We start from the raw sequence: 14,457 nt of genomic DNA on the forward strand, positions 1-14,457 counted from the left end.
AAATGTAGTTACTCATAAAGGGTTCATGAGTAAGTAAAAAAGCAAAAACGAGAAATGTAGTTACTCATAAAGGGTTCATGAGTAAGTAAAAAAGCAAAAACGAGAAACATACTTACTCATAAGAGGTTCATGAGTAAGTATAATAGCAAAAATCTAAAATGTAGTTACTCATTTCATGAATAAGTAAAAAAGCAAAAACGAGAAATGTAGTTACTCATAAAGGGTTCATGAGTAAGTATAATAGCAAAAATCTAAAATGTAGTTACTCATAAAGGGTTCATGAGTAAGTATAATAGCAAAAATCTAAAATGTAGTTACTCATAAGAAGTTCATGAGTAACTAAAAAAGCAAAAACGAGAAACATACTTACTTATAAGAGGTTCATGTGTAAGTAAATAAGAAAAAAGCAGAAAACGTCTTACTCATAAAAGTTTCATCAGAAAAGGCTATATTTCAATACCCTGGAAAAAGCTCTGTCTAAAAGAAACAGAGCTTTTTAAATTACTTTGAGTTTTCTTTATTAATTTGCAATGTAGCTAAACTAGCAAATTCATGAACAAGAGTTGCAGCTAAAAGTGATGTAATTTGGGTTGGATCATATGATGGGAGTACTTCAACGATATCAAAGCCAATAAAATTGAAGCCAGTTAATGAACGAATCATTTTTAAGGTCTCCATACTATTGTATCCACCTACTTCAAGTGTCCCAGTGCCTGGTGCACAAGATGGATCGACAAAATCAATATCAAAAGTTAGGAAACACGGAGTATCTCCAATAACTTCTTTCATTTGTTTTAAAATACCTTCAAAACCACGTTCATACATTTCCGGAGTAGTAATAACATTGTATCCAAGCTCATGGCTAGCATCTATATCTCCTGGATGATTCAACGTGCCTCGAATACCTAATTGGAATACCTTGTTTGGAATTAGAAGACCTTCTTCGTGAGCTCGAATAAAAGGTGAACCATGCCAATATTTTTCATCGTAATATGTATCCCAAGTGTCTGTATGCGAATCAAAATGAATCATCGCAACAGGGCCATACTTTTTTGCAGCAGCTCGTAGGTTTGCTAAAGTGATTGAGTGGTCGCCACCTAAACCAATTGGAATAATATTACTATCCATTAATTCAAACATTGCGTCTTCCATCAGTTTATAGCTTCGATGAATATTATGAGGAATAACTGATACATCTCCAATATCGATCGCATTGCTGTCGTCAAATGGATATACCTTATGAATCGGATGATATGGGAATAAAGTCATAGAAGCTTGTCGGATTGCTTGTGGAGCAAAGCGTGCACCAACACGAAATGAAGCAGCAGTATCAAAAGGCATGCCAACGATTGCTAATTTCGCATTTTCTCTTGCAGAAGGTAGTCTCATAAATGTTCCAGTTGTACAAAACTCAGGTTTTACATCAGGGGAAAGTGGATATTTCATAAAAATCATCTCCAAATTGTATAAATTTTTGATTATTAACTACCGGTAGTTAGTTTAATATGATTATAGTTCTTTAAATCTGAATAGTCAAACTATTTATTGGGAAAATGTTTATTTTTGAATTCAAAAAGGACTGATAAAAGAGAAACCCTTTATAAACCATAGCTCAACATTCTAATTATTTGATTAGCTCAAATCCATGGGATATACTAAGCGTTTTTGTAAATAATATGATTGTTAACAATTATATTAGGAGGAGAATTTTATGCCAAAGAATCAACAAGGTAAAGGTAATATGGGAACTAATATGCAATCAGGAACTAATCCGCAAAAAGTAAAACAACAAATTCAAAATGATGTAAGCCAAGGACAAGGAGCAATGACTTCACGTGAGGCAGGAGCAATGCGTGACTAAAAAAACCACTATATGTGGTTTTTTATTTTTTTTCGACTTGAAAATAAAAAAAGATGCAATCTATGCATCTCGAAAATTAAAGTATCACATATTTAGTTGTAAAATAAATTTGCAATTAAAACTAGTAAAGTAGATAGGATAATAAAAGTAATAATAAAATATCCTATAAATCTAATTGCTTTTGGCTTGTTTTCTAACTCTAAACTAGTCCTATTTAAAGGGCTCATACCATCTATTTTTTGCAGATCCTCTATCGGTGAATATATTTTGTGATCATCCAAGTAAATGTTGCCATCAGAGATTTCTGTTTCATGGGTTTTTTTCAAAATTTCACCTACTTTATTAGTTTTTTTGTTGATGCTTATACTACTTTATTCTACAACTAATAAATGAAAACATTTTTTCTAATTTAACTAAATTTTAATAAATCCAATAATATTTTATTAACTACTTTTTAAAAAAAGGTGAGATACCGATTAATCTAGAATAATTAAAGTACAAGGACAAACTTTAGAGATGGAGTGAGGAAATTATATTGAAAAGTAGGTTTGCTACATGTTAAATAAATTGAAAATTCTGGATTTTACTCGTCTTTTACCGGGTCCCTATGCAACTATGATTCTAGCGGATTTAGGTGCAGAAGTATTACGAATCGAATCTCCATATCATCCCGACATATTACAAACTTCACCTCCATTTGATGGAGACCAATCTGCCGCACATCAAACGATTAATCGTTCTAAAAAATCTATTACCCTTGATTTAAAAAGCGAAGAAGGTACTGAAATTATCTACAAGCTAGTAAAGGAGTACGATATTGTCATTGAGCAATTTCGACCCGGAGTGTTGGAAAAGCTTGGCTTAGGTTATGAGAAATTAAGGAAATTAAATTCGAAACTAATTTACTGTTCAATTACTGGTTATGGTCAATCAGGACCGTATCGAAATCGAGCAGGACATGATAACAATTATCTTTCATTAACTGGTGTATTGAGTTATTCGACAAGAAAGAATGAGCGTCCAGTTCCGATGGGAGTGCAAGTTGCAGACCAAGTAGGTGGATCATTACACGCGATTATTGGCATTTTATCGGCTGTTATTCATCGTGAGCAAACTGGTGAAGGACAGTGGATTGATATTAGCATGACAGATTGTACTTTTGCATTGCAATCTTTAATGGGATCTGGTTGGTTAACTCAAAAGATTAATCCAAAGCCAGAAGAACACCTTTTAAATGGAGGCGTGTTTTATGACTATTATGAAACAGCAGATAGTCGATTTTTTTCTGTTGGCAGTCTAGAACCTTCATTTCGAAAACAATTATGTGAAGCCTTAGGAATCATTCAATTTCTTCCTTATTCTTTTAGCGAGATTAAAGAAGAGTTGGATTTATTTAAAAACGAAATAAAGAATGCATTTAGTAAGAAAACGTTTAATGAGCTCATTGGAATTTTTAGTCAGTTTGATGCTTGCGTTGAACCAGTTTTAACATTTGAAGAAGCATGTAAACATCCTCAAGTAAAAGAAAGGGGGCTATTAGTTAAGGTCCATAAAAATGACGGAACAAATCAATTGCAAATTGGTTCACCTATTAAATCGTCAGTGTTTAAACCTACTTATCAACATGTTGGAGTAAAACCTGGGACGAATACAAGAGAAGTTTTATTAAAATTAGGATACGATGATCAAACAATTAATCAATTCATTGAAAAAGGAGTTATTAGGTCAGCTGATTAAATCTAAATTATTTAATATGGGGGTAAGCAAATGAGTTTTGGAAATGTATTATCGTTAAACGCACAAAGGCACCCAGATAAATTAGCATTAGTCTATCAAGACCGTACATACACTTACATGGAATTCAATAAAATGGTTAATCGTTTTGCATGGGGATTACAGAAACTAGGTTTAAAAAAAGGTGAAAAACTTGCTCTTATGATGGCAAACTCTGACTTGTTTGTGATTAGTTATTGTGCTGCTGTAAAAGTAGGTGCTGTTGTCGTCCCAATTAACTTCCGCCTTGTTTCACGAGAAGTTGAATATATTTTAGAGCAGTCGGATAGTGTCATTGTAGTTTGTGATTCAGAACTAGAAAAAGTCGTTTTAGATGCTTCAAAGTCTTCATTGAAAGTAAGAAATATCATTACTGCTCCAACAACTTTATCGCCGAATTGTTTAAGCTTCTTTGATGTGTTTTCATCTATTGACGAAGATCCCCAGGTAGAGATTTCAGGAGACGATGATTTTCATTTACTATATACTTCGGGTACAACCGGGCAACCAAAAGGTGCGCTTTTTGATTATAAACGAATTGAAAAGCTCATAAATGGATTGAGTGCGGTAATGGGGCAAAGCTGCCAGGATCGTTTTTTACATGTCGCTCCATTATTCCACTGTGCTCAGCTCGTAATTTATCTATTACCAGGGTTGTATTTAGGAATGACAAATATTATTCATCGAGATTTTAATCCAGTAAACGTCTTAAATGATATAGAAAAATATAAGATCACTTTATTTTTTGGTGTTCCAACAATGTATAACTATTTACAGCAAGTTCCAAATGCTGATCAATATGATCTTTCTTCAATAAAAAGATGTGCATACGGTGCAGCCCCTATGCCTCCTGAAATTTTAATGAAAAGTATGAATCTATTTAATACAAAACAATTTTTCAGCTTATGTGGATTAACAGAAGGGGGACCTACTGGCGTTTATCTTTCACCAGAAGATCATGAGCACCATTTAGGAAAAACAGGAAAAACACCTTTACTTTATACAGTTATTAAAGTAGTCAATAAACAAGATGAAGATGTTTTACCAGGTGAAGTTGGGGAATTAATTTTAAAAGGTGAAACAATTATGAAGGAATATTATAAAAAACCGAAAGAAACGGCAGAAACGATTAAAGATGGTTGGTTATATACAGGAGACTTAGCTGTAGTAGACGAAGAAGGGTATATTACATTAGTTGACCGTAGTAAGGATATGCTAATTTCCGGTGGTGAAAATATATATTCAGTTGAAATTGAAAACATTTTATACGAACATCATTCTATTTTAGAAGCTGCGGTGATCGGTACGCCTGATTCTAAATGGGGAGAGGTCGTAACAGCAATTGTCGTATTAAAACCAGGACATCGTCTAACTTTAGAGGAAATCAAAGTTTTTTGCCGTGAAAGAATAGCAGGGTATAAGATTCCTAGAGTAGTTGAATTTATTGAGCAGCTACCTCGAAATGCATCTGGGAAAGTTCAGAAGTATATTTTACGAGAAATGTATTGTGGCGCTAAGTCAAATTAGAAATTAAAAAGAGCTCAAACTAGAAGTGAAAGTTTGAGCTTTTTAATGTGGTTCTTAATAAAGACCAGTTGTATAAAGTGATGTGATCGTTTTTGCAATTTCTTTAATTGTATAATGCTGTTCATTTCGAACTATTTCCCATAAGTACATCTCATTTGTAAAAAACCAAGCTCGCGCGACTAGTTCGTGGTTTAACGCTTTTCTAGCTAAACCTGTTTCTTGTGCATATTTAATATCTATGGAGATGCGGTCTATAAACTTTTCACGAATCGATTTCCACTTGTCTGAGATGATTTCGGATACTCCAATAGCTTGTTCAAAAATTTGCATCATATTTCTCTCATCTTCTGCCATTTTTAGAAAAGAAGTAGCTTGTTTATTAATAATAGATTCAGCGGATTCTTTCGTTTCTGGAAAAAAGTGAGTTTCGGCAATTTCATAAAACTTTTCCATTACATTTTCCATCAACACAATCAAAAGCTCTTCTTTACCTTTAAAGTGAACATAAGCTGTTCCATAACCAATATCAGCTTTTTTTATCATTTGTGTGATAGTCGCCCTTTGAAAACCTTCTTCAAGAAATACTTCTTTAGCAGCTTCTAGAAGTTTTTGTCTTGTCATCATTGAACGTAATTGACGCTTAGATTCTGCTTTGTCATTACTCATACTACGATCCTCCAACATAAGTTACTTCTAGCATATAGGTAAATGAATAAAAATGGAAGAAATGACAGAAAAACACTGTACGGTTAATAAAAAACCTGGTCATTAGTTGAAACTTTTTTTATTATCTGAAAATATGACACTGTGTCATTGACATAATGTCAGTTAATTTGATATGATTTTTTCACAAATAGATTTATATAGTAGATTGATAGAGGAGGAACAGTATGAGTACGAAAGTTACTGAAACAAGTTTAGAATACGCAAAAAAAATGGACAGTCTTGATTCACTTAGACAGTTTAGAGATGAGTTTTACTTAAAACCTGGTTCAATCTATATGGACGGTAATTCATTAGGCCTAATTTCTAAAAGAGCTGAACGTACTTTACTAGAATCATTGGAAGATTGGAAGAACTATGGTATAGACGGTTGGACAAATGGAAATCATCCATGGTTTTTCATGGCTGAAAAATTAGGAGAAAAATTAGCTCCGTTAGTTGGTGCTTCTTCTGAGGAAGTAATTGTAACCGGTTCCACGACCGTTAACTTACATCAATTAGTTGCTACTTTTTTTCAACCAAAAGGTAATAGAAAAAAGATATTAGCAGATGAGCTTACATTCCCATCAGATATTTATGCTCTTCAAAGTCAATTACGTATACATGGGTTAGATCCTGATCAAGATCTTATTTGCGTTAAAAGTAAAGATGGACGTTATTTAGAAGAAGACGACATTATTAACGCAATGACAGAAGAAATCGCTTTAATTATTTTACCAACAGTTTTATACCGTAGTGGTCAAATTTTAGATATGAAACGCTTGACTGAAGAAGCTCATAAACGAGGAATTTTAATCGGTTTTGATGGTTGTCATTCTGTTGGATCAATTCCACATTCTTTTAGTGAGTGGGATGTTGATTTTGCATATTGGTGTAATTATAAACACTTAAATGGTGGACCAGGTGGTGTAGGTGGTTTATTTGTTAATCGTAAACATTTTGGAGCAATGCCGGGACTTGCAGGCTGGTTTAGTTCAAGAAAAGATAAGCAATTTGATATGGAGCACATACTAACTCCTGCTGAAACCGCTGGAGCTTATCAAATCGGTACTCCACATGTATTAAGCTGTGCACCATTAATAGGATCTTTGGAGATTTTTTCAGAAGCGGGAATTGATGCGATTCGAGAAAAATCACTTCGAATAAATCAATTTTTAATGGACTGTATTGAACAAGAATTACCAGACATGGGATTTTTCATTGGATCACCTAGAGAGGATGCACGACGAGGAGGACATGTAAGTCTTGAGCATGCAGAAGCAGCGCGTATTTGTAAATGTTTGAAAGAAAATGGTATTATACCTGACTTCAGAGCACCAAATATTATTCGACTTGCACCAGTTGCACTTTACACTTCTTACGAGGAAGTTTGGGAAGTTGTACAAACACTTAAGAAAATCATGACAAAAAAGCAATATGAAAAATTTAAAAATGAACGTGAAGTTGTGGCGTAAGTTTAGTTGGCTATTTAAGGGGACAAGGGGATGAAATCATGAAGAAATCCACCACTAATTATAAAATTGAAAACGAGCAAGAAAAAGGCTTAAAAAGAGAGCTAAAAACTAGTCAACTAACTATGATTGCAATGGGGTGTGCGATTGGGACGGGGTTATTCCTTGGAAGTGGACTAGCAATAAAAACTGCCGGACCAAGCGTATTACTAAGCTATGCAGTTGGTGCATTAATCGTCTTACTGCTCATGGGGTGCTTAGCTGAGATGACCGTTGCACATCCTACCAGCGGTTCGTTTGGAACAATCGCAGAAAAATATATTCATCCTATGGCTGGATATCTTGTTCGCTACTCATATTGGGTGGCGCAAGTACTTGCTGTTGGAGTAGAGGTAAGTGCAATTGCAGTCTACATGAAGTATTGGTTTCCAACTGTACCTGGAATCGTATGGATCGCCTTTTTTGCAGCAGTATTAATCTATATAAATGCTACAAGTGTTAATACATTTGCAACATTCGAGTATTGGTTTTCAATGATTAAAGTAAGCGCAATTGTTGGCTTTATCCTTCTTGGATCGTATGTTTTGTTTGGTTCATCTCACAACGGGAGTATTGGTGTAGAGAATTTAACAAATGATGGAGGATTTATGCCATTTGGTTGGTGGGGCATGTGGGTAGCTGTCTTTATTTCACTATTTAGTTTTCTAGGAACTGAAATGATAGCGGTTACAGCGGGTGAAGCAAAAGAACCTGATATTGCTGTTCCAAAAGCTCTTAAAGCAACAGTTTTTCGTTTATCAATTTTTTATGTATTAACAATTGCAATCATGCTCATCATCGTTCCATGGAAATCAGCGGGGGTTGATGAAAGTCCTTTCGTAAAGGTAATGGAAATATTAAATATACCTTTTGCATCAGGCCTTATGAACTTTATTATTTTAACGGCAGCCTTGTCAGCGATGAATAGCCAATTATATGCTTCAACTCGTATGGTTTATTCACTTTCAAAAACTAATCATGCGCCAAAAATTTTAGGAAAAGTAAGTAAAAAAGCTGTTCCGGTAAATGCTCTTGCAGTTTCAACCATTGGTATTGTAGTTGCCGGAATCGTAAATGCAGTACTACCAGATTCCTCATATGCATTTATGATGGGAATTTCGATGTTTGGTGCAATGTTTACTTGGATGACAATCTTTATTTCACATTTATTTTTTAGAAGGAAATGGGAACAGTCAGGCGGGCGGAAATTACCAGTAAAAATGATCGGTTTCCCTTACTTCACAATTTTAGGAGCTATTTTATTGTTGGGACTAACAATTACTTCTTGGTTTACTGGCTTTAAAATTATGCTTCAATTTGGAATACCATGGTTAATTGTATTATCGGTAGCTTACTTATTTATAAATAAAAATAAAGGTCAGAAAATTCAACATAACGATGAGGTATTTAAGCAGAAAGTAGATGAATTTTAATGAATAGGGGTGTCTCTCTTTTTTGAGACACTCCTTTTTTAATTTAAAGATTATTTCGAGAAAAGAGAGGAGAAAATAGTTAAAGTGCAGAATTTTGTTCATAAGATTTCTTTATGTTAGTTCGTATCTCTTTTTGAATATAGGTATTTTAGTAAATGAAAAAAGTCCTGTATTCATTGAAAAATCTCGAATGGAGTTGAAGGATCATTACTAGTAAAATAGAACTTGAAAATTTATCAATTGCGTATAAGGATCAAGGTAAGGGGAAGCCGATCGTTTTAATTCATGGTTTTATGGGAAGTCATGCATATTGGGAAGAAGTAATTCCACAATTAGCAGGGGATTATCGTGTGATAGCAATTGATTTACCAGGACATGGAGACTCTACTGCTATAAAAGAAGAGCATACAATTGAAGATTATGCAGATGTCATAAAAGATCTACTTGATCAATTAAACATTAAGCAAATAACGTTATTTGGCCACTCGTTAGGAGGCTATATTACACTTGCATTCGCGGAAAGATATTCTAATTACTTAAATGGATTTTCATTAATCCACTCTACTGCATATCCGGATAGTGAAGAAGCAAAAAAAGGTAGAGTAGCAACTAGTGATAAAGTGAAAAATGAAGGAGTGAAAAACGTAGTGGATGGGTTAATTCCTAAACTTTTCTCTCCAAAAAATATCCAAACTAATAGTGCAGAAATAGATCAAGCAAAACAAATTGGGTATAAAACTTCAGTAGATGGCACGGTTAATGCTTTAATTAGCATGAAAAATAGACCAGACCGAAATCATGTACTTAACGGTACAAAATTACCTGTACTTTTACTTGCGGGTAAAGACGATCAGATTATTCCGCCTGAAAAGACTTTTTCGATCGAAAAAGAAAATATTAAAACTGCTACTTTAAACAGTGCCGGGCATATGAGCATGTATGAGTCTCCTGAGGAGTTAGTTAACGAGATGAAGGATTATTTAAGTTCGTTTTAATGCTTAGGAAATCTTAAAAAGAATATTAAGAGCAGATTTAGGGAAGCTTTTAAAGAATAAAAAAGACTTTTCATCAAGAAACGATTCTTGATGAAAAGTTTTTTTTTTTATTCAACTATACGTAAATAACATGGTCATGTCGAGTGAAATACTGTTAAGATTATTAATAAGCATATAAAGTACTTGATAAAATAGAAAATCATAGTCATCCATATAAAAATTAGAGAAATTGGTAGGTGTAATAATGTATCGGATTGGACTGATCGGCCCAGAGTGGTCTTTAGAACGAATTTTAAGTTTTTCTAAAGAATATGAAAAGGAGTTAGAATTTTTCCCATTTGCATATGATGAGCCTGCGCAAACAAAAGAGATTGTAAAGAAACATGATCGAGATGTTGATGTCTGGCTTTTTTCAGGGCAATTACCATATAATATTGCAAAAAAAACGCTTCATTCCATTGAAAAATTATTGTATGTTCCTCATACAGAGTCATCTGTTTATAAAAGTCTGTTAAATATTATATATCTTAATGGTAAATTAATTAGGCAATTAAGCGTAGATATGCCAACATATTCAAATTTATTAGACGATGCTTTAGAGCAGTTGAATAAACCATTCAATCAGCTTTTTATCAAAAAGTTTGATGAAGAAGATATTAATTTAGAGGGAATATTACAATTTCACCTTGAATTATGGAACGCAAATAAAATTGAAGGTGTTTTGACTAATTTTCCATCTATTTATCAGGAATTAAAAAAACTTGAAATTCCAGTTGAATGGATTTCAACTAGTAAAGTTGATATTCGACATACATTAAAGCTACTAATAGAGAAAGTAAAAGGGCTTTATTTTAAAGACTCTCAAATTGGAGTAGAATTGGTTGAAATAGAAAATTATGAGAGTATTATAAGGAAATCAAAATCGCCTTATCATTTACAGCATATCGAACTTCGTATCAAGAATGTACTTCTAACACTTTGCGAACAATTAAATGGTTCATTGATTGAAAAAGGATATGGGAAATATTTAATTTATAGTTCTAGAGGTGCAATTGAAAGAGAGATTAATATGTTAGAAAATACGATTGAGCATTTATCATTAGAAGCTGATTCAAAGGTTTCTGTAGGGATTGGATTTGGTGAGACTGTTTTTTCTGCAGAGAAAAATGCGATTGAATCAATTCAACAGTCAAAAGAAATGAATAAGCATAAAATATTAATTGTACAAGAAAATGGTGAAATCATCGAGTCCCTTGGTAGTGAAGAAGAGATTACATATGCTTATCGAACAGATGACCAAGAGTTGTTGCAAAAGCTTAAACTAGGAAATATTAGTGTAAAGACATTTCATAAAGTTGAAAACCTTATTAAGAGAATGGGGTGGAATAATTTTACAACAAAGAGTTTAGCTGAGCAGCTTAATATGACTGAACGAAATGCTAGACGTATTGTAGCAGATTTATGTGAAGTTGAATTACTAGAATGCATAGGTGAGGAATCCTTATCTTACCGTGGGAGACCTAGTAAAATATATCGCTTTAAATAAACATTTCAAATTTGGAATGTTTATTTTTTGCATTAAACATTGTTAATATTTTGAATTTTTAACAAAAATATATTGTAGAAAACGTTTTCAAGTAATAAAATCAGTATATAAGGAAAATGACCGTAAATATTCCTTAAAAGAATTTTGAAAGAATCATGGAGGTTTAGTGATGAAGTATAATGTTTTTTCTGAATTAAAATTAGATGATGTAGTAAGTGCGATTAACGAAGAAGTAATTGGATGGAGAAGGTATTTACATGAAAACCCGGAATTATCATTCCAAGAAGAAAATACTGCTCAATTTGTGTATGACAAACTAAAGTCATTTGGGGGCTTAGAAATTTCTAGACCAACAAAGACTAGTATTGTAGCTAGACTAAAAGGAAATGATCCAGGAAAAGTGCTTGCAATCAGAGCGGATATGGATGCACTTCCAATACAGGAAGAAAATCAAATTGAATTTCGTTCTAAAAAAGATGGCATAATGCATGCATGTGGTCACGATGGGCACACGGCGATGCTATTAGGAGCTGCGAAAATCCTTTGTAGTTTTAAAGAAAAGATTAAAGGTGAGATACGATTTATTTTCCAACACGCAGAAGAATTACCACCTGGTGGTGCAATTGAGATGGTAAATGCAGGAGTGCTTGATGGAGTGGATATGATTATCGGAGCACATCTAGTAAGTAATTTGGAAACCGGAAAAATTGGTTTAAATTATGGCCCTATGATGGCAGGTGCAGACATGTTTAAAATTACAATCATTGGTGAGGGAGGCCATGCTTCTTTGCCGAATCAAACAATTGATCCAATTCTGATTGGAACTCAAGTTGTAACAAACATACAGCATATCATCTCAAGGAGGATTGATCCAATTGATACAGCTGTCATTTCAGTTACTCAATTTAATGGTGGTACAGCAGTAAATATTATACCTAATTTTGCTACTATTGGTGGATCTGTTCGGAGCTTTAACAATGAAGTTCGCAATAACATACCGAACTTGATTGAGCAAATAGTAAAAGGTATTACCGATGCTCATGGAGCTAAATATGAGATTGAATACCATTTCGGGTACTCACCGGTCATTAATGATAATGAAGTAACTAGTTTAATAGACAAAACTGTTTGTGAAATAGTTGGAGAAGAAAATCGTGAATTAATTAAACCAATAATGGGAAGTGAAGATTTTTCAGCATTCCTTCATGAAGTTCCTGGGACTTATTTTTTTGTAGGTGCAAGAAATAAGGCAGAGGGAATAGTGTATCCACACCATCATCCGAAATTTAATATTGATGAGAGAGCTTTAAAAGATGGAATAAAGATATTTGTCCAAGGAGCTATTAACATATTAAATAATTAAAATGAAGGAGAGTAGAGTATGAAAAAAATCTATTTACTTGGTTTTATCCCGGTTATTGGTTTTGTAATAGGTGCGTTGTTTTCGAATAAGGTTACTCCTTACGTACTTGGTATGCCATTTTTCCATTTTTCGATTGTACTTTGGTCACTTCTCACTACTGTATTTTTAGGTTTAATCTATCTTTTTGATCCTGCGAATAAAGAGGAGGCAATATAATGAATACAGGAACATTATTTATATTTTTATTTTTCGCTGTTTCCATCATTATTGGAATATGGTCAAAAAAAGGTAAAGAAATGAACTTAGAACAATGGTCTGTTGGTGGCCGGGGAATGGGAACGCTTTTCATCTTTTTATTATCAGCTGGCGAAATGTATACAACCTTTACCTTTTTAGGTGCAAGTGGATCAGCATACGGTGAAGGTGGTTCCATATTTAGTATCGTATCTTACGGATGTATTGCATCAATTATATCTTATTGGGCTTTTCCTGAGATTTGGAAATACTCTAAAAAACATAAACTAATATCTCAGTCAGATTTTATGGCGAAGAAATACAGTAGTCCAATTCTTGGAGTACTTGTTGCTATAGTTGGAATCGTCGCTTTATTTTGCTACTTAGTATTACAACTTAAAGGCTTAGGCTATATCGTTGAAATTACATCTTATGGCGTTATTTCTTCAAAGATGGCTATTTTATTTGGCGCACTCGGGGTTACTTTATTCGTCATGCTATCAGGAATTCATGGTTCAGCATGGACCTCTGTTTTAAAGGATATTTTAATTCTTGCTATCATTTTATTTTTAGGTATTTATTTTCCGATTCATTTTTATGGCGGTATTAAGCCGATGTATCAGGCGATTGAACAAGCAAAGCCAAACTTTACAATCCTTCCAGAACATGGGATGAATTTAACTTGGTATATTTCTACTATTATATTAAGTGGGATTGGGATGTATATGTGGCCTCACTCATTTCCGCCTATTTTTGCAGCGAAAAATGCAAAAGTTTTAAGAAAAAACGCAATCATAATGCCTTTGTATCAATTAATTTTATTATTTGCTTTTTTCGTGGGCTTTGCAGCAATCTTACAAATTAAAGGGTTACAAGGAAGTGATAGTGACAAAATATTATTGCTTCTTTCAAAAAAGACTTTTGATCCATGGTTCGTCGGATTAATAGGAGGAACGGGGGTATTAGCTGCATTAGTACCTGCTTCTTTGATTTTAATGGTAATATCCACATTATTTGTTAAAAATATTTATCAAGTAGTAGTTCCTTCTAAATCAGAAGTACATATTACAAAACTAATAAAATTAATTGTTCCTTTTATTACTTTAATTGGTTTATATTTTACTTTTAAAGGTGGTAGCTCTTTATTTAGTATTGCAATTGTGGCGTATAATTTTATAACGCAGCTTGCTCCACCATTTTTCTTAAGTTTAATGAAAAAGAACTTTGTAACAAAGCAGGGCGCTACAACTGGAATTATATTTGGTGGGGTTATTGTTTCAATTTTTGATTTAGGTGAAAAGACGTTTGCACAAACTTTTCCACACCTTCCACAATTGGTGAAAGACTTAAATGTGGGGATTATTGCCCTAATTATTAATGCACTTGTAATGGTTGCTGTTAGTCTTATTACAAGAAATAGTATGTCAGCGAATAAGCGGATAGATAGAGTAGTCGAGCAATGAGACATCTATAAGTAAGAAAAGCGTCGGGTCTAATGATCCGACGTTTTCA

The 14,457-nt window shown here is 33.5% G+C and carries 12 protein-coding genes; 10 read left to right on the forward strand and 2 right to left on the reverse strand.

Annotation, left to right across the window (positions count from 1 at the left end; genetic code table 11):
- Positions 1-501 precede the first annotated feature (501 nt).
- Positions 502-1,446, reverse strand: a complete 945-nt coding sequence (gene speB / locus B6K90_RS16205; protein ID WP_088013808.1) for an agmatinase — start codon at positions 1,444-1,446, stop codon at positions 502-504.
- A 265-nt stretch (positions 1,447-1,711) separates the two neighbouring features.
- On the opposite strand from speB, the gene B6K90_RS23800 reads away from it, so the two are divergent.
- The 3 genes from B6K90_RS23800 to B6K90_RS16220 all read left to right on the forward strand — a co-directional run bounded on the left by B6K90_RS23800 (position 1,712) and on the right by B6K90_RS16220 (position 5,161).
- Positions 1,712-1,861, forward strand: a complete 150-nt coding sequence (locus B6K90_RS23800; RefSeq protein WP_167555401.1) for a hypothetical protein — start codon at positions 1,712-1,714, stop codon at positions 1,859-1,861.
- A gap of 555 nt (positions 1,862-2,416) precedes the next feature.
- Entirely contained in the window at positions 2,417-3,598 is a 1,182-nt protein-coding gene (locus tag B6K90_RS16215) for a CaiB/BaiF CoA transferase family protein (protein ID WP_088013810.1), read from the forward strand.
- 30 nt (positions 3,599-3,628) lie between these two features.
- Positions 3,629-5,161 carry a long-chain-fatty-acid--CoA ligase gene (locus B6K90_RS16220; RefSeq protein ID WP_088013811.1) on the forward strand — a complete coding sequence of 511 codons (1,533 nt, stop codon included), beginning with the start codon at positions 3,629-3,631 and terminating at the stop codon, positions 5,159-5,161.
- Between the two features lie 54 nt (positions 5,162-5,215).
- Here B6K90_RS16220 and B6K90_RS16225 read toward each other — a convergent pair whose 3' ends face one another.
- Positions 5,216-5,827: a TetR/AcrR family transcriptional regulator gene (locus B6K90_RS16225; protein ID WP_088013812.1), complete on the reverse strand. Its 612-nt coding sequence runs from the start codon at positions 5,825-5,827 to the stop codon at positions 5,216-5,218.
- 224 nt (positions 5,828-6,051) lie between these two features.
- Here B6K90_RS16225 and kynU point away from each other — a divergent pair, with 224 nt between their 5' ends.
- The 7 genes from kynU (at position 6,052) to B6K90_RS16260 (ending at position 14,408) form a co-directional block, all read left to right on the forward strand.
- Positions 6,052-7,338 (forward strand): kynureninase, encoded by a 1,287-nt coding sequence (gene kynU / locus B6K90_RS16230; RefSeq protein ID WP_088013813.1) that lies wholly within the window; start codon positions 6,052-6,054, stop codon positions 7,336-7,338.
- Positions 7,339-7,376: 38 nt separating this feature from the next.
- Complete coding sequence (locus B6K90_RS16235; RefSeq protein WP_088013814.1) at positions 7,377-8,807, forward strand: amino acid permease; 1,431 nt, start codon at positions 7,377-7,379, stop codon at positions 8,805-8,807.
- A 239-nt stretch (positions 8,808-9,046) separates the two neighbouring features.
- A complete protein-coding gene (locus tag B6K90_RS16240; protein WP_328588124.1) occupies positions 9,047-9,802 on the forward strand; it encodes an alpha/beta fold hydrolase in 756 nt (251 codons plus the stop codon).
- 244 nt (positions 9,803-10,046) lie between these two features.
- Positions 10,047-11,348, forward strand: coding sequence for a hypothetical protein (locus tag B6K90_RS16245; protein WP_088013816.1), 1,302 nt, complete (start codon positions 10,047-10,049; stop codon positions 11,346-11,348).
- Positions 11,349-11,517: 169 nt separating this feature from the next.
- Positions 11,518-12,711 (forward strand): M20 family metallopeptidase, encoded by a 1,194-nt coding sequence (locus tag B6K90_RS16250; protein ID WP_088013817.1) that lies wholly within the window; start codon positions 11,518-11,520, stop codon positions 12,709-12,711.
- 18 nt (positions 12,712-12,729) lie between these two features.
- On the forward strand, positions 12,730-12,927 hold the full coding sequence (locus B6K90_RS16255; RefSeq protein WP_088013818.1) for a DUF3311 domain-containing protein: 198 nt from the start codon (positions 12,730-12,732) through the stop codon (positions 12,925-12,927).
- Complete coding sequence (locus tag B6K90_RS16260; RefSeq protein ID WP_088013819.1) at positions 12,927-14,408, forward strand: sodium:solute symporter family protein; 1,482 nt, start codon at positions 12,927-12,929, stop codon at positions 14,406-14,408. Before B6K90_RS16255 ends, B6K90_RS16260 begins: the two co-directional genes overlap by 1 nt.
- Positions 14,409-14,457 lie beyond the last annotated feature (49 nt).

The sequence above is a fragment of the Gottfriedia acidiceleris genome (assembly GCF_002128425.1).
GTDB classification, from domain to species: domain Bacteria; phylum Bacillota; class Bacilli; order Bacillales; family Bacillaceae_G; genus Gottfriedia; species Gottfriedia acidiceleris.